Below are 26,835 nucleotides of genomic sequence, written 5' to 3'. Positions count from 1 at the left end.
AGTATGTGCGGGCCGGCATCGGGCAGGATGGAGGCCATGCCAGGACAGAATCTGACCCGGGAGGAGGCCGCCGCCAGGGCGGCCATCATCACCGACGTCGCCTACGACGTGGAACTCGACCTCAGCGGTACGGGCCCCACCTACCGTTCGCGCACGACGGTCAGTTTCCACTGCACGGTCGCGGGCGCCTCGACCTGGCTGGACCTCATCGCCCCGTCGGTGGTCAGCATCCGGCTCAACGGTCGCGAACTCGACCCCGCGCAGCACTTCCTGGACTCGCGGATCGAACTGCTCGACCTGGACTCCAGCAACACCGTCGAGGTCCTCGCAGACTGCGCATACATGAGTTCCGGCGAGGGCCTGCACCGCTTCGTCGACCCCGTCGACGACCAGACGTACCTGTACACGCAGTTCGAGGTCGCCGACGCCCGCCGTGTGTACGCATGCTTCGAGCAGCCGGACCTCAAGGCCCCGTGGCAACTCACGGTGGAGGGACCGAGCCACTGGGTGGTCACCTCCAACAGCCCCACCCCGGAGCCGACCGAGGTCCGCGATGGGGTGAGCCGCTGGGAGTTCCCGGCGACCAAGCCCCTCTCGACGTACATCACGGCATTGGTGGCCGGCCCCTATCACGTGGTGCGCGACGTGTACTCGGGCCCGCACGGCGACTACCCGCTCGGGGTCTTCTGCCGCACGTCGCTGGCCGAACATCTCGACGTCGACGACATCCTGCTGGTCACCAAGCAGGGCTTCGAGTTCTTCGAGCGCGTCTTCGAAGTCCCCTACGCCTTCGGTAAGTACGACCAGTTGTTCGTCCCCGAGTTCAACGCCGGCGCTATGGAGAACGCCGGCTGCGTGACCCTGCGTGAGGACTACGTGTTCCGTTCGCGGGTGACCGACGCGGCGTACGAGAACCGCGCGAACACGATCCTGCACGAGATGGCCCATATGTGGTTCGGCGATCTGGTGACCATGCGCTGGTGGGACGACCTGTGGCTCAACGAGTCGTTCGCCGAGTGGGCCAGTCACTACGCGAACACCCACGCCACACGGTTCACCGACGCGTGGGCCACGTTCGCCAATCAGCGCAAGGCGTGGGCCTATCGGCAGGACCAGTTGCCTTCGACGCATCCCATCGCCGCCGACATGGTCGATCTGGAGGCGGTGTACGTCAACTTCGACGGCATCACCTACGCCAAGGGCGCATCGGCTCTACGGCAGTTGGTCGCGTTCGTCGGCGAGGAGGACTTCCTCAAGGGCCTGCGCTCCTACTTCGCGCACTACGCCTGGTCGAACACCTCGCTGAACGACCTGCTCACAGCCCTGGCCGACGCCAGCGGCCGTGATCTGAGCCACTGGACCCAGCAGTGGCTGCAGACCTCCGGGGTGAACATGCTGCAGGCCGAGATCTCCCTGGCCCCGGACGGTTCGATGGATTCGGTGACCGTCGTGCAGAGCCCGCCGGCGCTGCCCCAGGGCGTGGCACCGACGCTGCGCGACCACCGGATCGCGATCGGGCTGTACGAACTCGACGGCGATCTGCATCGCACCGACCAGGTCGAGGTCGATGTCACCGGTCCACGTACGCAGGTGCCCGCTCTGGCCGGGCGCCATCGCCCCGACCTGCTGCTGCTCAACGACGACGACCTCACGTTCGCCAAGATCCGGCTGGATGAGGGCAGTCTCTCCACGGTCACCGGCCATTTCGGGCTGGTGGCCGACCCGCTGGCACGCGCTCTGTTGTGGGGAGCGACGTGGGACATGACCCGTGACGCGGAGATGAGCACCCGGGCTTTCTTGGAGACGGTGGCCAGCGGGCTGGCCGACGAGACCGAGGTGGGCATGGTCCAGCAGGTGCTGCGCCAGGCCGACAGCGCTGTGGCGCTCTACGGCGCTCCGGACAAGCGTGACGCCTACGCCGACCGGCTGGCAGGACTGCTGGAGTCGCTCGCCCGCGCAGCCGCACCCGGTAGCGACCACCAACTCGCGTACGTACGGGGGTTGATCTCGTTCGCCCGGACGCCGGAGCGCGAGGCGCTGCTGCAGGGCCTTATCGACGGAACCCAGCACCTCGACGGGCTCACGGTCGACACCGACCTGCGCTGGAGTCTGTTGCGCCGCCTCGTGGTGCTCGGGAAGGCCGGCAGCGACGCGATCGACGCCGAGGTGGCCCGTGACGACACGGCTGCCGGCCGCCTGAATGCCGCCACCTGCCGGGCTGCGATCCCGACCGCAGAGGCCAAGGCCACCGCCTGGGACGCGTGTCTGCACGACACCTCCCTGCCCAACCACATGCTGGCCGCCACCATCGCCGGCATCGCGGTGCCCGACCACCGGGAGCTCATGCGCCCGCACGTGGATGCCTACTTCGCGGCCCTGCCCGAGCTGTGGCGGGATCGCACGCACGAGATCGCCCAGGAGATCACGCTGGGGCTGTACCCGCACGCACTGGTCGAAACCGCCACGGTGGAGCGCACCGACGCGGTGCTGCAGGGTGCCGTGGACATCCCCCGCGGTGCGCGCCGGCTGCTGGCCGAGGGCCGCGACGGCGTGCTGCGGTCGCTGCGGTGCCAGAAGCGCGACGGGGCCTGAGGCTCGGGCCGCCGGGGCACACAGCGCGAGGTTGGAGAACCCGCACGGCGTTGGAGAACCCACACGTGGTGCCTCCAACCTCGTGAACGCTCCAACCTCGTGGCCACCCGGCGGTGGAGGCCGCCGGTTCTCAGCGGCTCAAGGACCTCACCAGCGCGCGCAGCAGGTCGGACTGCACCAGATCCTCGATCAGCACCGGTCGCCCCTGCGGATCGGTGAGCGGGAACCGCCAGTTGGGGTACTGCTGGTCCGTGCCCGGCTGGTTCTGCGTGCGCCGGTCCCCGACCCCGTCGACCAAGGACAGGCACAGCAGCCGGCTCGGCGCCCGCGACGTGAAGCGGTGCATGGCCACCGTGATCTGGTCCGGGCTCGGCGTCCCGGTCGGGGCCAGCAGTCCCTCTGCGCGCAGGACGTCGACCCAGATCGCCACTTCCCGCTGCTGAGCGGCGAGCGCCTCGTCGTAGGGCCGGTCGAGCAGACCGAGTTCCTGCCACAACTTCACGTGCGCGCCGGCGACGTACTGCGCGGTGGGCGGAAGGTCGTGCACCGTGACCGACGCGAGGCACTCGGTGCGCCAGCCGTTGGGGTCATGAATGCCGTCCGCGTCACGTTCGAAGAGCAGCACGGTCGTACCGAGGATCCCCCGGTCCGACAGCACGTCCCGGGCCCATGGTTCGACCGTGCCGAGGTCCTCACCGATGAGCGTGACCCCCTTGCGGGCGGCTTCCAGGCAGAGGATGTCGATGAGCGCCTGATGGTCGTAGCGGACGTATGTGCCGTCCACCGCGTCCGCGCCCGGCGGGATCCACCACAGCCGGAACAACCCGATGACATGGTCGATGCGCAAGCCTCCGGCATGTCGCATCACGAACCGCAGGATGTCCCGGAAGGGCCGGTACCGCTGGTGTTCCAGCGCCACCGGGTTCCACGGCGGCTGGCTCCAGTCCTGCCCCGCGGGGCTGAACATGTCCGGCGGGGCACCCACCCGGAAGCCCTGCGTGAGCAGGTCTCCCATCACCCAGGTGTCGGCACCGAAGGGGTGCACGCCGATGGGTAGGTCCTGGACGATGCCGATCTTCATGCCCGCCCGCTCGAGTTCCCGCTGCGCGTGTTCCAGTTGTTCGTCGAAGATCCACTGCAGCCACGCGTAGAACTCCAGCCGGTCGGGATCGGGCTGGAACTGGTCGGCATCCGGGGGCCACTGGTCCCACCGCGGGCCGAAGCGCTCGGCCAGCGCGCACCAGCGCGCGTAGTGCTCCAGATCCTCGCCCTCCTCTTCGACGAACTGGGCGAAGGCCACCACCCGCGACGGCGAGCGCGGCACGTCGAACACCCTCTCGAGGACGCGGCGCTTGCCGTCCCAGACGGCATCCCGGTCCAGCAGGTCCGCCGTGGTGTTGGACCGGCGCAGCCGCTGTGCGATGTCCGCGGCCTCCTGGGCATCTGGGCGCGCGAGGTAGGCGAACTCCTCGATCTTCTCCGGGCGGATGTAGATGGGGTGGCCGAACCGGCGGGTCGAGGGCAGGTACGGGGAGTTCTCCATGGGGTCCTTCAGCGCCGCAGCATGCAGCGGGTTGACCAGAACGAAGTCCGCGCCGAGTTCATCGGCGGCCCACACCCCGAGATCTGCCAGGTCCTCCAGATCGCCGAGCCCCCAGGAACGGTGGGACCTCACCGAGTAGAGCTGGACCGCAAGCCCCCACCCCCGCGCAGCCTCGGGCAGCCGTCGCGGCGCCACCACCAGCGCCGTGTCGTACCGGCCGCCGTCGTCCTGCTGGATCCACAGTTCGTGCCACCCCATGGGCAGGTCCGGGGGCAGCAGGATCCTGGACTCGGTGAGCCGCTGGGTCCCCGCCTTCATCGTCTCCACCGGTTCGCACGGGAGGTCGTAGCGGCGCCCGCCCTCCTCGAGTTCCACCCAGATCAGCGGCGGCTTGCCCTCCGCGTGGTGCACCCACGGCCCGTTCGTGTCCTGCTCACGCACCACCCACAGTGCGGGCAGCATCTGCCGCCAGTGCTCGGCGCGGCGGGCCGACAGCGCCGCGTCGTACTCGTCCTCGGAGTCCGCGGTGACCCCCAGGGCCGACAGCGTGGCCTCGACGGTACTGTCCGGCACGGTGCGCAGGGCACCGCTCAGATCCCAGTACTCCGTGGCCACGCCGCAGGAGGTGGCCAGCTGCTCGCGGGCAGTCACCACGCGGCCGGTTTGTGGTGGTGCCAGGGCTGGGCCTGTTCGAGTTGCGCCGCAAGCCCGATCAACGTTTCCTCCTCGAACATCCGGCCGACCAGCATCACCCCGATCGGCAACCCGTCGGGCGTCCAGTGCAGCGGGATGCTCACCGCGGGTTGCCCGGTCATATTGAACGCGGCGGTGAAGGCCGCCCACCGCTTCTGGTTCTCGAAGTCCTGGGCAGGGTCATCACGGTCCACGATATCGGCGACCAGCGGAGCCGGACCGTTGACCGTCGGCATCACGATCGCGTCGTACTGAGACCAACGGGCGAGGGTGGCGCGGGTCTGTATCCTCAGCAGCGACACCGCCATCGCCAGTTGAATGCCGCTCACCCCGCGCCCCAACTCCCGCAGATGCTGCGTCAACGGTTGCAGGCGGGACTCATCATCCGGCATGACGGGCGTGAGCAGGGCCAGCACGTGCCAGACGGCTTCGAACTGGGCGACGAGGTCCGGGCCGAACGGCCGGCCCGTGGTCTCCACCTGGTGCCCCAGGTCGCTCAGCAGGCCGGCGGCGTTCTCGGCGGCGATCCGGCTCTGCGGGTCCAGTTCCACGTCGGCGATGATCGGCTCGGTGCACACCGCCACCCGCAGGGTTTCGATGGGGGCGCGTGCCGCGGCCAGGAAACCCCGCGCCGGCGGGCTGTGGAACGGGTCGCCGGGGAACTCCACGGCCATGACGTCCAGCAGCGCTGCCGCGTCAGCCACTGTGCGCGCCAGGGGGCCACTGGTGACGAGGTCCCCGATGGGGTCGCGGATCGGGCCGTTGCTCACCCGGCCCCGGCTCGGTTTGATGCCCACCAACCCGTTGGCAGACGCCGGGATCCGCACCGAACCACCACCGTCGGAGCCGTGCGCGATGGGGCCAGCCCGGACGCGACCGCGACGGCCGCCCCCTCCTGAAGAACCGCCGCGGTGCGGTCGGGGTCCCACACACAGCGTGCCGGCGCGCCCACCTGCGGCTCCGGTTCGGTGTAGCAGGGCAGTCGAACTCCGGGGTGCTGGTCTTTCCGGTGAAGACCAGCCCGGCGTCCCGCATGGCCTTCACGACGTAGTCGTCCTCGTAAGAGGGCAGGTCGAACACCGCCGACCCCATCCGTGCGTTCGCGCCGACCATGAAATGCAGGTCCTTCACGGGGCACACGACTCCGAACAAGTCACCCTGCGCGGTGCCCGCCACGACGGCGGCATCCACGGCCCGGGCCTGCTCCAGGGCCATATCCGGGGTCAGCGTCACGAAGGCCCCGGATACCAACTCGCTGCGGCGCAGGTAGTGCTCGGTGAGTTCCACTGCCGTGAGTTCGCCGTCCCGGATCGCGGTCGCCTGCTCAAGTGCCGTGAGGTCGTGCAGAGTCACGTTCGCGCCTTGCGCTCGGCACGGCGGCGTAGGTACATCAGCAGGTACATGACCACCGCCCCCAGCAGGAAGGTCCCGATCAGCGTCCAGATCAGCGGGATGTTCACCGTGGTCACGACGAGACTGACATCCACGGAGGTCCGGTTCATCAGGAAGAACAGGACGGTGTAGACCACCAGGACGGCCAGCAGCACGAGGCGGGTGATCCGCCGCCAGTCCCCCGCCCCCGGTGGTGTGCCGTAGACGTGGTCCTGTCGTTCAGTCGGCTTGGGGGTGGCGTCGGGGGTCTTGTCCTGGTTGGCCATAGGACGATTCTGACGAGAAGCGGGCAACCTACGCGACTCCGTTAGCAGAATGGGATGGTGGATGACGCCAAGACGTTCTGGGAGTACCTGCAGGGGCCGCCGCTGCAGATCCTGATCATCGTCGTCCTGGCCGTGGCCATCCGGTTGATCTCCGTGGCGATCCTCAACCGCATCATCAAGCGCATGGCCGCGCAAGGTAGGCGCGAGCGGCTCGGGGAGACCCGTCGTGCCGAACGGACGCAGGAACTCAGCGAGGTGCTGATGAGCCAGCGCCGCCAGCAGCGCGCTGAAGCCATCGGCGCCCTGCTCCGGTCTGTGATCACCTTGACCGTGGTCATCATCGGGCTGCTGCTGATCCTGCCGATCCTGGGCATCGACGTGGCGCCTCTGCTCGCCAGCGCAGGTGTGCTCGGGGTCGCGCTGGGCTTCGGGGCCCAGAGCCTGGTCAAGGACTATCTGTCCGGCATCTTCCTGGTCTTCGAGGACCAGTACGGTGTGGGCGACCTGGTGGACCTCGGCGAGGCGGTCGGCGTCGTGGAGGACGTCACGCTGCGCATCACCCGGCTCCGCGACCTGTCCGGTGTGGTCTGGTACGTGCGCAACGGGGAGATCCTGCGCGTGGCCAATCAATCCCAGGGCTGGGTGCTGGCCGCCGTGGACGTCCCCGTTGCCTACGACGAGAACCTCGACCGCGTGCGCGAATGCGTGGAGGCCGTCGCCGAAGACATGTACTCCGACCCCCAATACGACGAGATGCTGCTGGGCAAACCTTCTTACGCCGGCGTGGAGTCGGTCAGCGGGGAGGCCGTGTTCATCAAGATCATCGCCAAGGCGGCGCCGGAGAAGCAGATCCCATTGACCCGTGCCATCCGGGCACGCATCAAGGAGTCGTTCGACCGGGTCGGGGTGCGAGTACCGGTCGTGGCCCGCCCCCCGCTGCCTCCCGGTGGTGCGCAGCCGCCCCCGAGGTGACGTGGCCGCTTGGCCCCCGACTGGATCAGGAACGGCGGTACCGTGAGAAGGGCGCAGTGCCTGCCAGCGGGACGGAGCAGTGCTGATGAGATTCCAGATCGATCACCTCAGCCGGTCAGCGTTCGCCAGGATCACCGGGGGCCTGTACCTCGCGTTCATGGTCAGTTCCGTGCTCGCGGACTCCATGGCGAACATCGGCCTGGGCGATACCCAACAGGTCGCAGAATCGCTTGCCACAAGCCCGGACGCCTTCCGCGCGGGGCTGGTCTTCGCGTTCCTCTCGGCGTTCTTCTTCCTGATGGCCGCCTGGGGACTGTACGTCCTGCTGCGACCGGTCAACCGGGACCTTGCCCTGCTGTTCCTGCTGCTCAACGCGGTCGGTGTCGCCGTGCAGTGCGCGAGCCAACTCCACCTGGTGTCCGCCATGGAATTTGCAGTCGGCGAGCCCGCGCTGGTCGCCATCGAGGTGTACCGCACCGGCTTCGTGACCGCGCAGTTGTTCTACGGCACCTGGCTGTTCCCCTGGGCTACCTGGTCTACAAGTCCGGGTTCCTGCCCCGCGTGCTGGGCGTTCTGCTCATCCTCGACGGCGTCGCCGAGTTGATCTGGTTCTTCCAGGCCCTGCTCCTGCCGGACCATCCGGAGATCCGGACCCCCGGGACCTTCGTGAGCCTGCTCGCCGAGGTCGGCCTGATGCTGTGGTTGCTCATCGTCGGCGTGGCCGAATCTGAGGCCCCCGACCCGGCACAACAGCAATGAGCGCGGACGCCGGACGATGGCGCAGCGCGTCGCTCCTGTCCCTCGCGGGCGGAGCGGCCTTCTGGGTGGCGAACTTCGCGATCTCGCTGACACCCATCGCGGCCGACTACCGGGCCGGCCTCGACATCTCCTACCTCCCCATGCTCGTCCAGGCGCTGGTGGGAGGCCTCATCCTCGGGTTCGGCGTCAGCTACTGCCTGCTGCGCTACTACGAACGGATCCCGGCTCGCAGCGCCGTGCGTAAGTCCCTTCTGCTGGGCGTCATCGCGCTGGTCGCCGTCACGGTCCTCGTCGAGGTGCCCGCGAAGTACTTCACCGAGACGGCGGATGCGACCCGGTACTTCCTCATCGGCTTGCTGTTCAACGCGGTCAGGATCCTCGCACTGGCGGTGGTGATCGGCTACCTCTTCCCCCGGGTCACCGCCCGTCCGGGACGCCCGCGGCCAGAGGTTACGTTGGAACCATGACGACGCCCTACGACGAGTTCGGCGGCGAGGCGTTCTTCACCGCGCTGGTCGCCGACTTCTACGCCGGCGTGGCCGCCGATCCGGGTTTGCGGCCCATGTATCCCGAGGAGGACCTCGGACCGGCGCAGCGCAGGTTGCGTATGTTCCTGGAGCAGTACTGGGGTGGCCCGCGCACGTACTCCGACGAGCGTGGCCACCCGCGACTGCGCATGCGCCACGCACCCTTCGAGATCACCGAACACCACCGCGACCTCTGGTTGCGGCATATGCGCGACGCACTGGACAAGCGCCACCTGGACGCCGAACAGGACGCCAGGATGTGGGACTACCTTGTGATGGCCGCCCACAGCATGGTGAACCAGCCCACCAACCCCGTGCGGGGCATGCCGCTGGATCCACCAACACGCGCGTGACCCACGGATGCGGGCCGGCCGGTGCCACGTCACACTGAGACAATGCGACTGCTCGTCACCGGCGCCACCGGCTACATCGGAGGGCGCCTGATCCCCGAACTGCTCGACCGCGGGCACCAGGTGCGGGTGCTGGCCCGCCACCCCGAGCGGCTATCCGAGCGGGCGTGGGCGGACCGCGTGGAGATCTTCGCCGGCGATGCCACGGACCCGGAGGCCCTCAGGCGGGCGATGACCGGGATGCAGGGCGCGCACTACCTGATGCACTCCTTGAGCACAGGGCATGGCTTCGAGGATCAGGAACGCACCATGGCCACGGTGTTCGCCGAGGCTGCCGAACAGGCCGGGGTGCAGCGCATCGTGTACTTGGGCGGCATGGTGCCGGACATCCCGCAGCGCAAGTTGTCCGCGCACCTGCGCAGCCGCGCTGAGGTCGGCCGGATCCTGCGGGCCAGTAGCGTCCCGACCATCGAGTTGCGCGCCGGGGTCATCATCGGATCGGGGTCGGCGTCGTTCGAGATGCTCCGCTACCTCACCGAGCGCCTGCCGGTGATGATCACACCCCGGTGGGTGAAGACCCGCACCCAGCCGATCGCCGTGCGCGACGTCCTGCACTACTTGATCGGGGCCATGGAGTACGACGGCGAGGTGAACCGCGCCTACGACATCGGCGGCCCGGACGTCACGACCTACGCAGGCATGATGCACGGATTCGCCTCCGTCGCGGGCCTGCCCCGCCGGGTCCTGCTGCCGGTCAACGTGCTGTCCCCCGGGCTGTCCGCGCACTGGGTGGGACTGGTCACCCCGGTGCCGAACAGCATCGCCCGGCCGCTGGTCGACTCGCTCAAGGTGGAGGTCGTTGCCCGCGACCACGACATCGCCGACATCGTGCCCGACCCACCGGCGGGTCTCCTGTCCTTCCGGGAGGCGGTGCGCTTGGCGATCAAGCGGATCCAGGATGCCGACGTGGCCACTCGGTGGTCCAGTGCCTCGGTGGCAGGGGCCCCCAGCGACCCCCTGCCGGAGGACCCGGACTGGGCCGGTGGCTCCCTGTACACGGATGTGCGGGAGCGGGTCGTGGCGGCCGACATCACCCGGGTCTGGGACGTGGTGGAAGGCATCGGCGGGGAGCACGGCTGGTACAGCGCCAACTGGATGTGGCGCATCCGGGGCCTGGCGGATCGAGCGGTCGGCGGCGTGGGGCTGCGTCGCGGCCGGCGTGACCCGAACCGGACGCAGGTCGGCGATGCGCTGGACTTCTGGCGGGTGGAGGCCCACCAGCCGCCGAGCCTGCTGCGCCTTCGTGCCGAGATGAAGGTACCTGGCCTGGCATGGATCGAGTGGCGGCTGACGGCCGACGGCGTGCACCGCACCCACCTCCGGCAACGGGCCGTGTTCTTCCCGCGCGGACTTGCCGGGCATGCCTACTGGTGGGCGGTGGCACCGTTCCACGCCTTCGTCTTCCCACCCATGATCCGGGGAATGGCCGAGGAGGCCGAGGCCCTACCCCGTGCCACCGAACCGGTCGAGGCGCACCCGGTCGGCTGACCTGCAACTGGCAACACCGATTCGCCCTGCGTCATGATGACGGCGTGAGCGAGGCTCTGACCACGGCTGAGTTCCGCCAGTTCGTGGACGTCGCGCAGGACATCGTGGTGATCACGGAAGCGGAGCCTCTCGACGAGCCAGGTCCCCGGATTGTCTACGTGAACAAGGCCTTCACCGACCTCACCGGATACACCGAGCAGGAGGTCCTGGGACGCAGCCCCCGCTTTCTGCAGCAGCCCGGTCTCACCGACCCGGAGACCACGGCCGCAGTGCGGCGTCAGTTGGAACTCGGTGACCGGTTCGACGGCCCGATCCTGAATTTCGGCAAGGACGGCACCGCCTACTGGCTGGACATGCACATCTTCGCGCTACACGACGACCACGGCAGAATCACGCACTTCGCCGCGATCGAGCGTGACGTCACGCCCCGTACCCTCCGCGAACTGGAACTGGGGTCGCCCGCGAACACCGACCCGCTGACCGGCCTCTTCAACCGCCGGGCCCTGCGACACATGATCGGCTCGGCGTGGCGCAACGACCCCCAGACCACCAACGCCGTCGTCATGCTCGACATCGACGGGTTCAAGAAGCTCCACGACGACCATGGGCACCTCGTCGCCGACCGCGCGCTGGCGGTCCTGGGCGAGGTCCTGATCACATCGATGCGGGAGGCCGACTACCCGGTCCGCCTCGGTGGCGACGAATTCGCGCTGGTCCTGCTGGACAGTTCCCCTTCCGCGGCCGGCCGGGTCGGCGAGCGGATCCGCCGCGCCCTGGGCGACGCGCTCGCGGAGGCTGAACTACCGGCTGTGACCGTCAGCGTGGGGGTGGCCAGCGGGGCGCAGACGGACCTCACGGTTCTCATGCAGCGCGCCGATGACGCATTGCGGCAAGCCAAGAGCGGCGGGCGGGATCAGGTGGTGGTGCACCCCGGCGTCAGCGGGTGAAGCCTTCCAGGTGCTTGCGCAGGGCGCTGGGCACCGGCGTCGGACGGCCCCCGTCGTCGATGCAGACCAGCACCGTTCGGGCCCGGGCGTACACCACCTCGTCGGCCACAACCTCGTGGCCGAAGGTGAACGACGTGCTGCCGATCCGGTCGACCCATGTGGGGATCTCGATGGGCTCCCGCCGGTAGGGCATCGGCTTGCGGTAGTCGACCTCGTGCCTGGCCACCAGCAGGCCGGCCTCCCGAGGCACGCCGGCCGCACCGGCATCGGCGAGGAACTCGATGCGGGCCTGCTCCAAGTAGCGCAGGTATTCCGAGTTGTTGATGTGCCCCAGGGCGTCCATGTCGGACCAGCGCAGGGCCACGCGCGCGCGGTACATCAGCCGCGCGTGAGTTTGCGGTAGGTGGCCCGGTGCGGGCGAGCCGCCTCCGGTCCGAGCCGTTCGACCTTGTTCCGCTCGTAGCCATCGAAGTTGCCCTCGAACCAGAACCATTGCGAGTCACCCTCGTAGGCCAGGATGTGTGTGGCGACCCGGTCGAGGAACCACCGGTCGTGGCTGGTGATGACCGCACAGCCGGGGAACTCCAGCAGGGCGTTCTCCAGGCTGCCGAGGGTCTCGACGTCGAGGTCGTTGGTCGGTTCGTCGAGCAGCAGCACGTTGCCGCCCTGCTTCAGGGTCAGCGCCAGGTTGAGTCGGTTGCGCTCGCCTCCCGAAAGCACCTTCGCGGGCTTCTGCTGGTCCGGGCCCTTGAACCCGAAGGCGGAGACGTAGGCCCGCGAGGGCATCTCCACCTTGCCGACGTTGATGTAGTCCAGGCCGTCGGACACGACCTCCCACACGGTCTTGGTGGCGTCAAGACCGGCCCGGCTCTGGTCCACATAGGACAACAGCACGGTGTCGCCGACGCGCAAGGTGCCGGAGTCGGGGGTCTCGTCACTCAGGCCGCCGGCGGCGTTCACGATCATCTTGAACAGGGTGGTCTTGCCGACCCCGTTGGGGCCGATGACGCCGACGATGCCGTTGCGGGGCAGGTCGAAGTTGAGGTCGTCCATGAGCAAACGGTCGCCGAAGCCCTTGTCCATGTGATCGGCCACGACCACCACACTGCCCAGGCGCGGACCCGGCGGGATCTGGATCTCCTCGAAGTCGAGTTTGCGGGTCCGGTCGGCCTCGGCGGCCATCTCCTCGTAGCGCGCCAGCCGGGACTTGCTCTTCGCCTGCCGCGCCTTGGGGTTGGACCGCACCCAGTCCAGTTCGTCGGTCAGGCGCCTGCGCAGTTTCGCATCCTTGGCCCCCTCGACCTTCAGTCGCGAGGCTTTGGTCTCCAAGTACGTCGAGTAGTTGCCCTCATACGGGTAGCAGCGGCCGCGGTCCATTTCAAGGATCCACTGGGCCACATTGTCCAGGAAGTACCGGTCGTGCGTGATCGCGACCACCGTGCCGGGGTACTTCTCCAAGTGCTGCTCGAGCCACTGGACGCTCTCGGCGTCGAGGTGGTTGGTGGGCTCGTCGAGCAGCAGCAGGTCCGGCTGGCTGAGCAGCAGGGCGCACAGGGCGACCCGGCGGCGCTCGCCACCGGACAGCACGGACACGTCGGCATCGCCGGCGGGGCAGCGCAGCGCGTCCATCGCCTGCTCGAGCTGGGCGTCGAGGTCCCACGCGTTGCGGTGGTCGAGTTCCTCCTGCAGCTTGCCCATCTCGGACAGCAGTGAGTCGTAGTCTGCCTCCGGGTCGGCCAGCGCCTCGCCGATCTCGTTGAACCGTGCCACCAGGGCCTTGGTCCCGGCGACACCCATCTCGACGTTCTCCAGGACGTTCTTGGACTCGTCGAGTTGTGGCTCCTGCTCGAGGATGCCGACGGTGTAGCCGGGCGAGAGCATCGCGTCGCCGTTGGACACGGTCTCGGTCCCGGCCATGATCTTCAGCAGGGTCGACTTCCCCGCGCCGTTGGGGCCGACAACACCGATCTTCGCGCCCGGCAGGAACGAGAGGGTGACGTCATCGAGGATGACCTTGTCGCCGTGTGCCTTACGGGCCTTGCGCAACGTGTAGATGAATTCAGCCACCACGCCAGGGTAGTTCGTCGGCCACAGCGCACCGCAGGGCCGTCAGCGGCTACTGGCTGTCGGCGTGTACCTCCGCGTGGAACTCCAGGAAAGCCGCATACGCCCGGGGCGCGTAGATCGAGGCCGGGCCGCCACCCATGAGCAGGGTCACCCCGATGGCCTCTGCTGCCTCCTCCGGGGTGGCGCCGTTCTTCGCCGCCGCCCGGGCGTGCGACGCGATACACCCGTCGCACTGGGTATTGACTGCGATGGCCAGCGCGATGAGCTCCTTGGTCTTGGTGTCCAGGACCCCCGGCGCGAACGCCGCGCCGTGCAGTGCGGCGAAGCCCTTGTAGACGTCAGGGATCATCCTGCGCAACTCCCGGGTCTCCGGGCGTAGGTCGTCCAGTACCTGCTGGCCGTAGGCCATGTGTTCCTCCTCGAGTGGCGGGTGCTTCTTGCACCAGGATACCCCCTGGGGTATAGTCGTCTCAACGCGACACATACCCCCCGCCTGTATAGGAGAATCCGAATGTGCAGCCCCGCGACCTGCTCGAACTGCCAGAAGGTCACCTACTCCGGTTGCGGCATGCACGCTGCCCAGATTCTCAGCCGCTTCCCCGCCGACCAGCGCTGCGAGTGCCAGTGACCGCTGTCGGCATCCCCGCGGAGGACAGCCCGGCGATCATCAACCGCCTCAAGCGGGCCCAGGGACAGATCGGCGCGGTGATCCGGATGCTCGAGGCGGAGCGGGACTGCCGGGAGGTGGTCCCGCAGCTCGCCGCGGTGTCCAAGGCCCTCGACCGGGCCGGCTTCGCCATCGTCGCCAGCAGCCTGCGCGAGTGCAGCACCCACCCCGAGGCGCACGACGCGCGCGACCTGGCCGACCTCGAGAAGCTCTTCCTCTCCCTCGCCTGACCCGAAAGGACACGACCACGTGATCGACCAGATCTCGGTGAACGACCTCAAAGCACTGATGGACACCAACCCACCGCACCTGATCGACGTGCGCGAGAAATGGGAGTACGACGCCGGCCACCTGCCCGGCGCCGTGTGGATCCCGATGTCCCTGGTGCCCCTGCGCAAGGACGAGTTCACCTCCCATCCCCCCACCTACGTCGTCTGCCGCACCGGCAACCGCTCCGGGCAGGTGGTGATGTGGCTGGCCCAGCAGGGCATCCGCGCCATCAACGTCGCCGGCGGCACCGAGATGTGGCACCGACACGGCTACCAGATCGTCACCGGCTCACAGGAGGGCGTCTACACGCGATGAACACCCCCGAGATCGTCATCATCGACACCCCCGACCTCGGCGACCGCTCCTACGTCGTCGGGTTCGCCCGCACGGCGGTCGTCGTCGACCCCCAGCGCGACATCGACCGCATCCACGCGGTACTCGCCGAGCACGACTGGACCGTGACCCACGTGGTCGAGACCCACGTGCACAACGACTACGTATCCGGCGGCCTGGTGCTGGCCGAGGAACTCGGCGCCACCTACGTCGTGCCCGTCGGCCACGACTACCAGTTCACCGCCGCCGAGATGGGTGACGGTGACACGTTCACCTCCGGTGACATGGCCTGGCGAGTGCTGCACACCCCGGGTCACACCCCGCACCACGTCTCCTACGCCGTCGCCCTCGACGGCACCGATCAGGCGGTCTTCACCGGCGGTTCCCTGCTGTTCGGCAGTGTCGGACGGCCGGACCTCATCGGGCCGGAGGCCACAGAGGGACTGGCCCACGCGCAGTGGCGTTCGGTGCGCAAACTCATCGACGGTGTCGACTCCGATGCCGCTGTCATGCCGACCCACGGTTTCGGTTCCTTCTGCAGCGCGACGGCGACCGTCGGTCTGGAATCCACCGTCGCCCACCAGGCACAGTCCAATCCCGCCGCGCTGCTCGACGAGCAGGAGTTCGTCACCGAGCTGCTCGCCGGCCTCGACGCCTTCCCCGCCTACTACAAGCACATGGGCCCGGCCAACGAACTGGGCGCTCGCGCGATCGACCTGAGCCCGGCCGAGACCGCCGACCCCGACGAACTGCGCCGCCGCATCGAGGCTGGAGAGTGGATCGTGGACCTTCGCCAGCGCCGGCTGTGGGCAGCCGAGCACATCAAGGGCAGCCTCAGCTTCGACGCGGAGGGCAACGCCATCACCTACCTGGGCTGGCTGATCCCCTGGGGGACCCCGGTCACCCTGCTCGGGGCCACCCAGGAGCAGATCAGCGAGTTCCAGCGCGACCTGGTCCGTATCGGCATCGACCGGCCCGCCGCCCAGAACGTCGGACAGCCGACCTCGTGGGCGCGCGGGACGCAGGACTTGGGATCGGTGCAGCGCGCCGACTTCCAGGAACTCGCCAAGGCCCTCGACGCGGACCCCGAGTTGCTCGTGGTCGACGCCCGGCGCCGCACGGAGTGGCAGGAGGGCCACGTCCCGGGCGCCCGGCACGTCCCGCTGCACGACCTGCCCGACAGCATCGGTCAGATCAAAGCCTGGAGCGACGCCGCCGCGCACGCCGGCGCCGACGCGACGGTCTGGATCTCCTGCGGCAGCGGCTTCCGCGCCATGGTCGGCGCCTCGCTGCTGGTGCGAGCCGGGGTGCCGGTCGTGGTCGTGGATGACCAGTTCGAGAACGCCGCCAAAGCCGGTTTGCCGATGGTGCGCGACGAGCATGCCATGATGCTCGGCAGCGCCTACACGGACTGAGGTCAGCATGGGACTCTTCGACCGGTTCAAGGTCCCCTCGGTGTCCGGTGCGGACGCCCGGGAATGGGTGCGCTCCGGCGCGCAGTTGCTGGACGTCCGTGAGAACGGCGAGTGGAACGCGGGGCACGCCCCGCAGGCCATGCACATCCCGAAGGCGCAAGTTGCGACGCAACTCAGCCGGGTCAGCAAGGGCAAGGACGTCGTCGTGGTCTGCCGGTCCGGCAACCGCTCGCGGTCCGTCACCTCGCTGCTGCGCAAGCAGGGGATCGCGGCCTACAGTCTCAGCGGCGGGATGCGCGCCTGGGAGTCCGCCGGCGGTCAGGTCCTCGACCGCCGCGGGCGCCCCGGCAGGATCGCGTAGGCGGTCGTGGAGCTGCTCGAGTACGCCCTCATCGGGGTCGCCCTGGGACTGTCGCTGGGCCTGTTCGGCGGCGGCGGCGGCATCCTCGCGATACCGTTGCTGGTCGCCGCCGGCACACCGACCGATGAGGCGGGGACGACCTCCCTGGTGGTCGTCGGCATCGGGGCGATGGGCGGGCTCATCCCTCACGCCCGCGCCGGCCGGATCGCCTGGCGCGAGGGGTTCCTCTTCAGCGCCCTGGGTGCCGTCGGGGCCATCGCCGGTTCGAAATTGGCTCTGTTCACCGACGACCGCATCCAGTTGTGGGGGTTCGCAGTCGTCCTGGTGGTGGCCGGGACGCTGATGTTGCGCAAAGCGCTGCGCACAGATCACGGCGGGGAGGTGCACCAGCGGACCAGACGGGCCTGGTGGCTGGTGGTGGTCACAGCCGCCGCGGTCGGACTGTTCACCGGCTTCTTCGGGGTGGGCGGCGGCTTCCTCGTCGTGCCCGCGCTGGCCCTGGTCATGGGCATGGGCATGTACCAGGCCACCGCCACTGCGCTGCTGGTCATCACTTTGAACTCCGCGGTGGCGTTCATCCCCCGCGCCGGCGAGGCACTGGATCTCACGGCCACCGCCGTGGTAGCGGTGTTCGTCCTCATCAGCAGCGCGGCCGCGGCGCGGTGGTCCAACCGCTGGTCGGAGCGCCACCTCGGGATCGGTTTCGCGAGCCTGGTGCTGGCGATGTCACTGCTCACGGTGGCGCAGGCCTCCGGCGCCTGAACCATCGCCTGGCAACCGACGGCCGCAGACGGCACCCTTGGCCCATGATCACCACCGAGCAGTCCGGGACCGTCACGGTCACACCGCAGGGGGCCCGGGTGGGCGCCGCCAGGATCTACTGGACCATCGTCGCCGCGGTCGGCACCGGCGCGTTCCTGCTCAGTTGCTACATCTCGGCCACGCAGGAAGGCAACGGGGGTGCGCTCAACGGCCTGTGGTTCACCTTGAGCTACTTCACGGTGTGGAGCAACATCGTCGCGTTCATCGCCAACTGGATGCTCGCGGCCGATCCGCAGCGCGACGGCCGCGGCTTCCGCTGGTTCCGGATGACCAGCCTGGTCATGATCACCGTGACCGGCCTGGTCTACGCCATCGTGCTGGCGCCGCTGTACAAGCCGGTCGGGCTGGGTGTCTACACCAACCTCGGGTTCCACTACATCGTGCCGTGGGCGACATTCCTGGGGTTCTTACTGTTCGGCCCGCGGCCACGGTTCAGCCGCCGCGAGGTGTTCACGATGCTCGCGATCCCGGTCGTGTGGCTGGTCTACACCCTGCTGCGGGGGCTGCTGCTCGTGCAACCGCCGCCCGAGGCCCCGGCCACCACGCTGGGCGAGCCGCAGCACTGGTACCCGTACCCGTTCATCGACGTGAACGACCCCAGCCCGCTGATCCCCGGGGCCGCCGACCTGGGCGGGTACGCCGGCGTGGGGGTCAACATCGTGGTGATCGTGCTGCTCGGCCTGGCGTTCGGATTCCTGTTCCTGGGCCTCGACCGCTGGCTCAGCAAGGGACAACGGGCGACGCCTCTGCCCTGATCACTTGTCTACGCCGCCGGCGGCACCGCATCGACGATCGGGGCTATCTTGCGGAAGTAGCGCGTGGGCGCGTGCTTGCCGAGGTTGGACACGTTCATGCCGACCGCCACGGTCGCCCCGGACGCGGGATTGTGCATGACCAGCACCGTGTGGCCGAACCCCTCCCCGGTGTGGCCGACCCAGCCCTCGAGGGTGCCGATGCCCAGCCCGTACGTGTCGTACTCCGGGCCCTTGTCCAGCGGCGCACCTTGCAGTCGCGCCTGCTGGGTGGCGGACTCGAGCAACTCCCCGGAACCCAGGGCGGCCCCCCACCGGCACATGTCCGGCAGCGTCGAAGTCATCGCACCCGCCGGGCCGAGCGTGGTGAAGTTGTTGTCCTGCGGCTGCAGTTGGCCCTGGTCGTCGGGCTGGTAGCCGGTCGGATGCTCCCCTGGCCAGTCGTTCACCGCCGTCTCGTAACGCGTCTGGTCCAGGCCGAGCTGCTGCACGATCCGCTCGGTGACGACCTGGTCGAAAGGCTGGCCGTACTCCTGGGCCACCACCTCACCGAGCAGCAGCGTGTTCGTGTTGGTGTAGACCTTCTGCGCCCCGGGGGCGAACTGCGCGGGTTCTGCGTTGGCGTAGTCGATGAGCTCCTGGGTGGTGAAGGCCCTCTCCGGATCCGCCACGTAGTCCTCGATCCAGGCCTGGGTGGTGTACTCCGGCACCCCGCTGCTCATGTCGGCCAACTGCCTCAATGTGACTGTGTCGCCGTTGGGAACTCCGTCGACCCACTTGTCGATCGTGTCGTCGAGGCTGACCTTGCCCTCGTCCACCAGTTCCAGCAGCAGGGTCACGGTCACCGACTTCGTGACACTGCGCAGGGGCCAGTACATGTCGGTGGTCATGGCGGTGTCGCTGTCGACGTCGGCCACCCCCTGGGCTGTCGCCCAGTCCTCGTACCCCGGCACGCACACCTCGACCGCGCCCCCCGGCACGTTGTTGCGCGCCATGGTCTTGGTCAGTTGGGTCTCGAGCGCCTCCGTGGTCTGGGCGGGCAGGGTCTGCGCGGCAGGGGTCGGCGGGGCCGAGGTAGGGTCCCCGGTGTCGCCCCCCGACGAACAGGCGGTCAGAGCGAGGGCGGCGACCACGGGCACGGCGAGACGGGAGAAGGGCAGCATTGCGACAGCCTACGGGGTGTCAGTCAGCGGTCAGCGTTCCAACCGGTTCCGACCAGCCGAGCCGTGGACTGGAAGTCGGGTGATCACCGTGCTCTCGCACCTGCATGGCTCCCCCGCCCGTGGGCGCATGGCCTGGGCGCGAGCATGGCGCTCAAGGCGCAGGGACGCGATCACTGCCCGACCTCGAGTTCACACCGGCGACCGCGGTGGGAAACCCCCTCTGTAACTCCTGTTGCACTGTGCCTCCCTGGGCGACCCCGGCCGGGGCGTCACGAGCACCGGTACTGGGATGGCCTGATTGGGAACGAACGCGTGGCTGTCAACGGGGTCGGCCCCAGTGGCGCTGTGCCAGGGAGCCCTCCTGAGAGTGCAGGCGGTCACCACCAGTTCAGGGGTAGATTCGGGCATTGTGCGAACTCTGCGCTTCGGCTTCTTCCCCGCGCCTATAGCGGATCGACTGCCGGACGTCGTGCGCCGGGTCAAGTGGGCTGAGGCCAACGGACTGGACCTGATCGGCATCCAGGACCACCCCTACCAGAGGCGGTTCGCAGACACCTTCGCGCTTATGGCTCACCTGGCCGCAGTGACCCAACGGATCACACTGTTCCCCGACGTCGCCAACCTGCCTCTGCGCGGACCCGCGATGATCGCCAAGCAGTCGGCGACCATCGACCTGCTGTCGGGAGGGCGCTTCGAACTCGGCCTCGGCGCCGGCGGGTTCTGGGATGCGATCGCGGCGATGGGCGGACCCAGGCGCAACCCGCGGGAGTCGTTGGATGCGCTGCGAGAGGCAATTGCCGTTGTGCGGGCGCTGTGGAGCGATCAGCGCGGCCTGCGAGTCGGCGGCGAGCACTACGCCCTCACCGGCGTGCACGGCGGGCCTCCTACGGCGCACGACGTCGGGATCTGGATCGGCGGCTACGGGCCACGGATGATGCGGCTCATCGGCGAACTGGCCGACGGCTGGATTCCGTCCATGGCCTACCTGCCACCGACGGCCCTTCCCGAGCGGACCGCCCTGCTGGAGGATGCAGCGGTGTCCACCGGTCGCGACCCGGCCACCATCCGCCGCATCTACAACATCTCCGGCACCATGCAGGACCGCGTCGAACCCGATCCCAAGGCGATTCGTGGGCCGCTGGAGTACTGGGTGGAGCAGCTCTCGACGTTGGTCACGGAGCACCGTATGGACTCATTCGTCTTGTGGCCCAGGGCAGAGGACGAGGACGCGCAGTTGGAACGGTTCACCCTCGAGGTCGCACCCGCGGTGCGCGAGGCGGTAGAGGGCTGAGCCGCCCGAGGCCGGCAAGGGGACAATGTCGGCTCTGACAGAATGCAGGGAGTACTAGCGCCCGTAGCTCAACGGATAGAGCGACCGGTTTCTACCCGGTTGGTTGGGGGTTCGAATCCCTCCGGGCGCGCTCACGTGGGGGGAATGATCTTCAAAGAGGACGATCACGTCGCGCAAGTCCATCGGCAGAGGAGGCAGCTCGTCCTGGCTGAACGCAGCAACGGTTACCCACACCTCAACGCCGTAACACTGGTCAGCATGTTCGGGAGCGTTGACTACCTGGTTGAGCAACTACATGGCTGACCTGCGCTGATGCCGGTCGACCGGGCCTCACATGGATTCCGCGCGGGTCAGCGACCCTGTGGCCGACTGAGGCGATCGGCCCAACGGTCCGCAACGTGACCGGAGCCTCGACCACACTGGAGCACGCCACTCGGCTGGACCCGCCACACGCGGCGGGTCCAGCAAGGAAGTGGCGGGTTTCTGATGGATCACGCGGCCGGCCGGGTCCTTGTAGTTCAGGACCCTTGGCGCAGCCGCATCCACTTCGGCTGCATGCGCCGCATCGGGAAGTCCATCCCGCCGGTGTCGGCATCGTCGACACCGAGCAGGTCCCAGCCGGGGAGGGCCGCCTGCACGTCGTCGGGGGAGACACCCTTGACGAAGGACCCGATCGGTGTGGGCCGCGAGAAGGCCATCATCAGCAGCGTGGCCCCCGGGTTGGCCAGCGCGGTGATGCCGCGTCCGGCACCTACTCGCTGACCGGCGTCGAAGTGCTGGAAGCAGCCGACGTCGAAGAAGAAATCGAAGGTGCCGAGCCGGTCCACGGGCAGGTCGCTGACATCGCCGACCATGTAGGTTGCGCCTTCGATGCCCTGACGTCGCGCCTCATCGATGGCCCGGGGGGCACAGTCGATTCCGACGACCTCCCAGCCGCGCCGGACCAACTGCGGGGCGTACTGCCCGCGGCCGCAGCCCAAATCGAGGACCCGGCCGAGCGGCTTGGCCCGTTCGGCCTCCTCAGTGTCGAGCCGCTGCGCCAACTGCGACATCCAGGCCTCACCCGGGTGCTCCCACGGCGTATAGCCCACGCGGTACATCGCGTCGTACAGCCCCATCTCTCGATGGAAGCACCGTGGCAGGCGCCGCGCAAGATCCGCCGGGCCCAACCGGCCTCGGTGCCGGGGCCGATCGTGCACGGTCCCCGCAGCAACCGGGGCCGACGCGCGCCCACGCGCCGCCACCCGCGGCGGCTGCCCGCTCGGTGCGGGCTGGACCGCCAGGCGATGCAGTCGCCGCGAACACCCGGCCGGGTGCGAGGCTGCCTCGGCACGCCGTCCGGCGATGCCCATGGACTGGGGGGCTCCCGGCCGTCCAGGTCGCTCAGCCGAGCAGGGCGTGCGGTCGGGTCGTGGAGACGTGGATACGCCTTCGGCTCTTCACGATGCGCGCCGAGGTACCGCCCATTACTCGCGCCAGTCCTGGCGGCTTGTGGCCGCCCAATACTGCGGGACCGCGAGGGTGCGCAGAGACGGTGACGGCGCAGGCGCCCGCAGAGCCGGTCGAGGGGAGCCGGACCTCCCGCTGGGTACGAAGCAGGGCGCCGTGAGTTTCGCCAATCCAGCCGACCCCCAGTTCGCGTCGTGGCAGGTGAAGGCGGGGTGGCGGATCTGCGGAGTGCAAATCACGGCCGAGCTGGACAATCCGACCGTCGATTCCATGCTGCTGACGCAGGTCGAATGCACCTCCGGCATCAAGAGCGGCTCGGCCGCTGCGCCCAGGGCATGCGCGATCGCCTCGATCACTTGCCGCGCTGCGGCCGCCTCCTGGGGACACGGGCATGTTGGTGGGAAATCCCACACGTCCCCGCGGGACGTCCTTGAGTATCTAGTTCTTCGTCAACCTCTTGAAGTCCCACTGCCCCGTGGGTTTGAACGCCACGATGCTGCCTTCGGTGTTGTACCCGTTGAACGTCACTTTGAGACTGGGGCGGGCGATGTACTTCTTGCCCTTCCACGTCAGCAGGAACGCTGCCTGGTGCTTCGTCGTTACGTAGGGCGGCTGGGGGCCCGTCGTGGCATCCGCGCACCCGGGAATGATGGGCTGCTCGACACGTTGGCCAGCAGTCCATGGTCGCGAACTCCGCACCTTGTTACCCACCTCAATGACGGCGAATTGCTCCAGCGAGTCGGCGCTGACGAGCATCTTGCATCCGCCCACGTCGAAGTGTTCGGTACACCCGATCACCGGTTGCTCGATGCTGTAGGCGAACTTGTTCTTGAACTTCACCGACTTCGAGAATGTCGGCCTATCACAGCCCGCATATGTGCTGTCGGCGTGCGCCGGTACCGCAGTGAGCAGTGAGCACGCAAGGATGGCACTGGCGAATAGGGCCCTCATGGCGGGAGGCTACCCCGCCGTGGATCATGATCCATCCACCATCTGGTATCGAACCCGAGGAGTGGCTCGTCGCCTGCACGATGTTGCGCATACCAGGCAGGACCGCCATGACAGGACGATTCATCCTTAGCATCTTGATGCTGAGTTATGTGCATCGAGATGCTACAGTGTCGCCATGCGCACCACCGTGACCCTGAGCGACGACGTGGCAGCAGAAGTGGAGCGTCTGCGCCATGAGCGCGGCATCGGCTTGAGCGCCGCCGTCAACGAACTGGCCCGCGCAGGCATGGCGCGTCGGCCTGTCGCCCGACCGTTCCGCCAGCGATCGATGCCCCTTGGCCTGCGCATCGACGTGAGCAACGTTGCGGAAGTGCTGGAGATCCTGGACAGCGATGATCGTTGACGCCAACCTGCTCCTGTACGCAGTGGACAACACGAGCGCACACCACCGCGTCGCGTCGGGCTGGCTCGAGGAGGCCATGACCGGTCCACTGCGGATCGGATTGCCGTGGCAGACAATCGGAGCATTCCTGCGGATCGTCACCCACCCGCGGGTGACCGCCAACCCGCTGGACTCGGCGACGGCGTGGTCGTTCGTCAGCGACTGGCTCGCCCAACCGCAGGTATGGATCCCACCGGCAGGCGAGCGCACCTCCGAGATCCTCGGTGGCCTCCTTGCCGGAGGTGTGACGGGCAATCTCATTCCCGACGCGCAACTGGCCGCGATGGCCATCGAGCACGGCGTCGCGGTGGCCAGCAACGACAGCGACTTCGCGCGCTTCCCCCAGTGCCGGTGGTTCAACCCCTTGGCATGAGCAGGTGCAACAACGCCCGAGGTGGTACAGGGCGGCTTACGCGGTCTGAGCCCCACCCGACACCAGCGGGACCAATTGCCGCCTGCCGGCCACGCCCACATCTAGGTATCGCACTCGCCTCATCAAAGTCGTCCGACTGCACCTATCGCTTCGTCACCTTCTTGATGCTGAATGTGGCCGCGGCCTTGTTGCTGCGCACACCCTTCGCGTCGACAGCGATCTCCACGGGACAGGTCGCTGACCAGCTCGTCGCCGCAGGCTGTCTAACACACGAGCCCGGACCCGCCAAGGCTATGGGGCACCAGGGTTCGAGGAGTACGGAGGGAAGACCCTCTCGGTTCGATCCGTGCGGCAGGTAAGGCCTGACCGGCGCGCCTGTATGTTGACGCCGCGCCCCTCGCCACCTACTGTCCGATCATGGCTCCCTCCCCTGCACGCCACGCTCCGGTCGGCCGGCTGGCCGGTACTGCGGTCATGGCCGCAGCACTGCTCGCAGGGATGCCCGGTGTGGCCTCCGCCGCCCCCAACGCGGTCCAGCCGAAGCCCGGCACGATCTACACCGGTGGGACGGCCAACGGGGGCAAGGTCACCCTGGAGTTGAAGCGGACCTGGAACTCCACCACGGAGCGCGTCTACATGGCTCCGTTCATCACCTGGACCAAGGTGAAGGCCACATGCGACATCTTCAACGGCACCGAATTCGTGCCCACGCCGAAGCGCATCACTGCGCGACTGCAGATCACTAGGTGGGAGGGCCGCGTACGCAAGGGCCGGTTCAGCCAGACCGAGTTCTACAACGGAGCCCCAGTGGACCTTCAAAGGGCGGTTCACCAAGCGTGCGGTGACCGGCACGGTGCACAAGATCACCACCTACGGGGTCGACAACGCCCTTGGATACGGCTGCAGCTGGGGCCCGCTGACCTTCGACCTCGCGGCCAACTGAGCCCACTTGTGCTGGTGGTGAACGCCATTGGCCCGGAAGAGCACGTCGTTTGCACACCCCCGGTGTTCTGCTCCCCACGGACGGCCGATCCCGTGGCCGACTGGCCGAACAACGCCTGCGGTGCGGCTGGCCTTGATCTGGTCCGGACGGCACGCTGCTGGGCGCCCAGACCCGATGGGGTAATCCCTCAGTGGGCCGCATCTCGTTGACGACGTCCTTGCGCTGGGCAACAGCCGGTGGGCCACGAACGCGCCCATGAGAGGTTAGTTCCTCGCGGATCATGATCCCTCCACCGTTCGGGCCAAGGGCGGCGTCACGCAATAGGTGCGACACGCCTCGGGACAAGATTCCCGACCCGACCTGGGACCTAGCCCCATGACACCTGGGACGGCGACCGCCCAGTGTCAGTACCGGCGGGCCGGCGACGACTGGGCCGGTGATGTGGAAGGAGCGCGGTTCATCGGCAGCGACCACACCGACGAACCCATGAGCAGGCGAAACCCGAGAAACGAGGAGGAAACATGAAAGCCGACGATCCGGCCGACACCCGCATGATGGGCATCGTCCATGCCGCACTGAAGAGCGACCTGTCAAGAGCCCGCGACGTGCTCGCTGACGATCCGCCACCGCGAGGCCGCCAGAGGGTGGCGCTGGGCGAACACGTGTCGTGGATGCTGGAGTTCCTGCACGGACACCACAGCGGTGAGGACCAGGGAGTCTGGCCACTGGTCCGCGACCGCAGCCCGGGGGCGTCCGAACTCCCGGACTCGATGGAGGCCGACCACGCGCGGATAGCCCCTGCCGCCGACGCCGCGGCCAAGGCCGCTGCTGAGTACACCGCGACCGCGACCGACGCCCCCAGGGTCGCCCTGGTCGGGGCGCTGGATGATCTGCTCGCCGTGCTGGTGCCGCATCTGGACCGGGAGGTGGCCGAGGCCATGCCCGTCGTGTCCGCCAGCATGAGCGACCGGGAGTGGAAGGACATCGAGCAGCGGTACTTCCTCAAGTCGAAGTCGACCAAGGAACTGGCGATGGAAGGGCACTGGATGCTTGAGGACATCGACCCCGAGGGGTACGACGTCGTGGTGCACACAGTCCCGCCGGTGCTCAGGTTCGTGCTCATCTACGGCTTCGGGCCCTCCTATCGGCGCCGGGCGAAGGTCCGCTGGTCCCCGGACGTGGCGCTGGACGAGTCGGCCGCACGTCGGGTCGAGCGATGGGCGCTGGTCGCCGGCGTCACGGGCTGCACCGCGAACGGGCTGCTGCTGGCCTTGTACACCGTAGGACTGCCGGGGGACGAGTCCTACGAATGGACCGGACCGGCCAACGATGCGGTCGGGGCGGTCGCCGCGCTGAGCATGATCCCCATGACGGCCGGCGTGTGCGACCTGCTCGGCTCACCGGGTCGGCTGCCGCTGCTGACCCGGTCCGTGGCGGTCGGCGGGACCGCGTCGGCCGCAAGCTCGGCGCTGCTACTCACCGGGGCGATCAGCTTCCCTGTCCAAGCAGTCATCGGCACCGGCTTCGGCGCGGTGCTGTTGCTGTGGACCGAGGCCGTCGGCCGATCGGCTGCAACCCGCGGGGTGCTGCCGCGGCGGTTGGCCCGGGCCGCGCGGATCATCGGGGGCACCGGGCTGGGTGGCATGGCGCTGGCCGCCGCGGGTGCTGCGCTGCCCCGCGGTTCACGACCGCGTAGCGCTGTGGCCGCAACAGGGGTGGCCATGGGAGTTGCCGGATTCCTGGCACTGCCCGCGTGGCAGATCATGCTCTCGCGGGCGATGTCACGGCGCGCCACCTATGTTTCCGGACCCCGACGCCCCTAACGCTTCGTGATGCTGAAGGTGGCTGTGGCCCGGTTGCTGCGAACACCCTTCGCATCGACAGCGATCGAAACCAGCCGGTAATCACCGGTAGACAAAACCTTGGCCGGACTGCGCCTGCCGGTGA

Annotated in this window: 26 protein-coding genes, 1 tRNA gene and 1 pseudogene; 19 read left to right on the top strand and 9 right to left on the bottom strand. The window is 68.4% G+C overall.

Features of this window, described 5'->3' with window-relative positions; genetic code table 11:
* Window positions 1–36: 36 nt before the first annotated feature.
* Window positions 37–2,592 (top strand): aminopeptidase N, encoded by a 2,556-nt coding sequence (gene pepN / locus IPG68_06130; protein ID MBK6762867.1) that lies wholly within the window; start codon window positions 37–39, stop codon window positions 2,590–2,592.
* Between the two features lie 130 nt (window positions 2,593–2,722).
* On the opposite strand, the gene malQ is transcribed toward pepN, so the two are convergent.
* From malQ to IPG68_06115, 3 genes and pseudogenes are all read right to left on the bottom strand, one after another.
* Entirely contained in the window at window positions 2,723–4,789 is a 2,067-nt protein-coding gene (gene malQ, locus IPG68_06125; protein MBK6762866.1) for a 4-alpha-glucanotransferase, read from the bottom strand.
* Window positions 4,783–6,181, bottom strand: a pseudogene (locus tag IPG68_06120) (amidase). The gene malQ and the pseudogene IPG68_06120 overlap by 7 nt, the downstream one beginning before the upstream one ends.
* Window positions 6,178–6,486 carry a LapA family protein gene (locus tag IPG68_06115; GenBank protein MBK6762865.1) on the bottom strand — a complete coding sequence of 103 codons (309 nt, stop codon included), beginning with the start codon at window positions 6,484–6,486 and terminating at the stop codon, window positions 6,178–6,180. The pseudogene IPG68_06120 and the gene IPG68_06115 overlap by 4 nt, the downstream one beginning before the upstream one ends.
* A gap of 54 nt (window positions 6,487–6,540) precedes the next feature.
* Here IPG68_06115 and IPG68_06110 point away from each other — a divergent pair, with 54 nt between their 5' ends.
* From IPG68_06110 to IPG68_06085, 6 genes are all read left to right on the top strand, one after another.
* Window positions 6,541–7,458 (top strand): mechanosensitive ion channel family protein, encoded by a 918-nt coding sequence (locus IPG68_06110; protein MBK6762864.1) that lies wholly within the window; start codon window positions 6,541–6,543, stop codon window positions 7,456–7,458.
* A 393-nt stretch (window positions 7,459–7,851) separates the two neighbouring features.
* Window positions 7,852–8,217, top strand: a complete 366-nt coding sequence (locus IPG68_06105; protein MBK6762863.1) for a DUF4386 domain-containing protein — start codon at window positions 7,852–7,854, stop codon at window positions 8,215–8,217.
* Between the two features lie 65 nt (window positions 8,218–8,282).
* The gene (locus tag IPG68_06100; GenBank protein ID MBK6762862.1) at window positions 8,283–8,684 is read left to right on the top strand and encodes a hypothetical protein; all 402 of its coding nucleotides are present in this window, start codon (window positions 8,283–8,285) and stop codon (window positions 8,682–8,684) included.
* On the top strand, window positions 8,681–9,097 hold the full coding sequence (locus IPG68_06095) for a globin (GenBank protein MBK6762861.1): 417 nt from the start codon (window positions 8,681–8,683) through the stop codon (window positions 9,095–9,097). Before IPG68_06100 ends, IPG68_06095 begins: the two co-directional genes overlap by 4 nt.
* Window positions 9,098–9,139: 42 nt before the next feature.
* Entirely contained in the window at window positions 9,140–10,642 is a 1,503-nt protein-coding gene (locus IPG68_06090) for an SDR family oxidoreductase (GenBank protein ID MBK6762860.1), read from the top strand.
* Window positions 10,643–10,686: 44 nt separating this feature from the next.
* Window positions 10,687–11,589, top strand: coding sequence for a diguanylate cyclase (locus IPG68_06085; GenBank protein ID MBK6762859.1), 903 nt, complete (start codon window positions 10,687–10,689; stop codon window positions 11,587–11,589).
* On the opposite strand, the gene IPG68_06080 is transcribed toward IPG68_06085, so the two are convergent.
* Genes IPG68_06080 through IPG68_06070 form a run of 3 tightly spaced genes read right to left on the bottom strand, consistent with a single transcriptional unit; the run spans window position 11,579 to window position 14,065 of the window.
* Window positions 11,579–11,968: an acyl-CoA thioesterase gene (locus tag IPG68_06080; GenBank protein ID MBK6762858.1), complete on the bottom strand. Its 390-nt coding sequence runs from the start codon at window positions 11,966–11,968 to the stop codon at window positions 11,579–11,581. The genes IPG68_06085 and IPG68_06080 overlap by 11 nt on opposite strands.
* A complete protein-coding gene (ettA, locus tag IPG68_06075; protein ID MBK6762857.1) occupies window positions 11,968–13,656 on the bottom strand; it encodes an energy-dependent translational throttle protein EttA in 1,689 nt (562 codons plus the stop codon). The genes IPG68_06080 and ettA overlap by 1 nt, the downstream gene beginning before the upstream one ends.
* Before the next feature lie 49 nt (window positions 13,657–13,705).
* Window positions 13,706–14,065 carry a carboxymuconolactone decarboxylase family protein gene (locus IPG68_06070; protein ID MBK6762856.1) on the bottom strand — a complete coding sequence of 120 codons (360 nt, stop codon included), beginning with the start codon at window positions 14,063–14,065 and terminating at the stop codon, window positions 13,706–13,708.
* A 230-nt stretch (window positions 14,066–14,295) separates the two neighbouring features.
* On the opposite strand from IPG68_06070, the gene IPG68_06065 reads away from it, so the two are divergent.
* The 6 genes from IPG68_06065 to IPG68_06040 are packed head-to-tail and all read left to right on the top strand — an operon-like array spanning window position 14,296 to window position 18,279.
* The gene (locus IPG68_06065) at window positions 14,296–14,553 is read left to right on the top strand and encodes a metal-sensitive transcriptional regulator (protein MBK6762855.1); all 258 of its coding nucleotides are present in this window, start codon (window positions 14,296–14,298) and stop codon (window positions 14,551–14,553) included.
* A gap of 58 nt (window positions 14,554–14,611) precedes the next feature.
* A complete protein-coding gene (locus IPG68_06060) occupies window positions 14,612–14,908 on the top strand; it encodes a rhodanese-like domain-containing protein (protein ID MBK6762854.1) in 297 nt (98 codons plus the stop codon).
* Window positions 14,905–16,341, top strand: a complete 1,437-nt coding sequence (locus tag IPG68_06055; protein ID MBK6762853.1) for an MBL fold metallo-hydrolase — start codon at window positions 14,905–14,907, stop codon at window positions 16,339–16,341. Before IPG68_06060 ends, IPG68_06055 begins: the two co-directional genes overlap by 4 nt.
* A gap of 7 nt (window positions 16,342–16,348) precedes the next feature.
* Window positions 16,349–16,702, top strand: a complete 354-nt coding sequence (locus tag IPG68_06050) for a rhodanese-like domain-containing protein (protein ID MBK6762852.1) — start codon at window positions 16,349–16,351, stop codon at window positions 16,700–16,702.
* A 6-nt stretch (window positions 16,703–16,708) separates the two neighbouring features.
* The gene (locus IPG68_06045; GenBank protein ID MBK6762851.1) at window positions 16,709–17,464 is read left to right on the top strand and encodes a sulfite exporter TauE/SafE family protein; all 756 of its coding nucleotides are present in this window, start codon (window positions 16,709–16,711) and stop codon (window positions 17,462–17,464) included.
* 44 nt (window positions 17,465–17,508) lie between these two features.
* Complete coding sequence (locus tag IPG68_06040) at window positions 17,509–18,279, top strand: Pr6Pr family membrane protein (GenBank protein MBK6762850.1); 771 nt, start codon at window positions 17,509–17,511, stop codon at window positions 18,277–18,279.
* A gap of 8 nt (window positions 18,280–18,287) precedes the next feature.
* On the opposite strand, the gene IPG68_06035 is transcribed toward IPG68_06040, so the two are convergent.
* Window positions 18,288–19,439, bottom strand: coding sequence for a beta-lactamase family protein (locus IPG68_06035; protein MBK6762849.1), 1,152 nt, complete (start codon window positions 19,437–19,439; stop codon window positions 18,288–18,290).
* Window positions 19,440–19,857: 418 nt separating this feature from the next.
* On the opposite strand from IPG68_06035, the gene IPG68_06030 reads away from it, so the two are divergent.
* Window positions 19,858–20,730, top strand: a complete 873-nt coding sequence (locus IPG68_06030; protein ID MBK6762848.1) for an LLM class flavin-dependent oxidoreductase — start codon at window positions 19,858–19,860, stop codon at window positions 20,728–20,730.
* A 57-nt stretch (window positions 20,731–20,787) separates the two neighbouring features.
* Window positions 20,788–20,860: transfer RNA gene (locus IPG68_06025), tRNA-Arg, on the top strand.
* Between the two features lie 388 nt (window positions 20,861–21,248).
* Here the strand turns inward: IPG68_06025 and IPG68_06020 are convergent.
* Window positions 21,249–21,830: a class I SAM-dependent methyltransferase gene (locus tag IPG68_06020; GenBank protein ID MBK6762847.1), complete on the bottom strand. Its 582-nt coding sequence runs from the start codon at window positions 21,828–21,830 to the stop codon at window positions 21,249–21,251.
* A gap of 787 nt (window positions 21,831–22,617) precedes the next feature.
* The gene (locus tag IPG68_06015; protein ID MBK6762846.1) at window positions 22,618–23,130 is read right to left on the bottom strand and encodes a hypothetical protein; all 513 of its coding nucleotides are present in this window, start codon (window positions 23,128–23,130) and stop codon (window positions 22,618–22,620) included.
* Between the two features lie 175 nt (window positions 23,131–23,305).
* Between IPG68_06015 and IPG68_06010 the strand changes: the two genes are divergently transcribed.
* The 4 genes from IPG68_06010 to IPG68_05995 all read left to right on the top strand — a co-directional run bounded on the left by IPG68_06010 (window position 23,306) and on the right by IPG68_05995 (window position 26,711).
* Entirely contained in the window at window positions 23,306–23,533 is a 228-nt protein-coding gene (locus tag IPG68_06010) for a ribbon-helix-helix protein, CopG family (GenBank protein MBK6762845.1), read from the top strand.
* Window positions 23,523–23,945, top strand: a complete 423-nt coding sequence (locus IPG68_06005; GenBank protein ID MBK6762844.1) for a PIN domain-containing protein — start codon at window positions 23,523–23,525, stop codon at window positions 23,943–23,945. Before IPG68_06010 ends, IPG68_06005 begins: the two co-directional genes overlap by 11 nt.
* Window positions 23,946–24,362: 417 nt before the next feature.
* Window positions 24,363–25,097, top strand: coding sequence for a hypothetical protein (locus IPG68_06000; GenBank protein ID MBK6762843.1), 735 nt, complete (start codon window positions 24,363–24,365; stop codon window positions 25,095–25,097).
* A gap of 342 nt (window positions 25,098–25,439) precedes the next feature.
* Window positions 25,440–26,711, top strand: a complete 1,272-nt coding sequence (locus tag IPG68_05995) for a hemerythrin domain-containing protein (protein ID MBK6762842.1) — start codon at window positions 25,440–25,442, stop codon at window positions 26,709–26,711.
* The last annotated feature ends 124 nt before the right edge of the window (window positions 26,712–26,835 follow it).

The sequence above is a fragment of the Micrococcales bacterium genome, from assembly GCA_016703125.1.
Classification (GTDB): domain Bacteria; phylum Actinomycetota; class Actinomycetes; order S36-B12; family UBA10799; genus JADKAV01.
The sequence above is the reverse complement of the archived record's forward strand: the minus strand, read 5'-3'. Positions and strand labels throughout refer to the sequence as shown.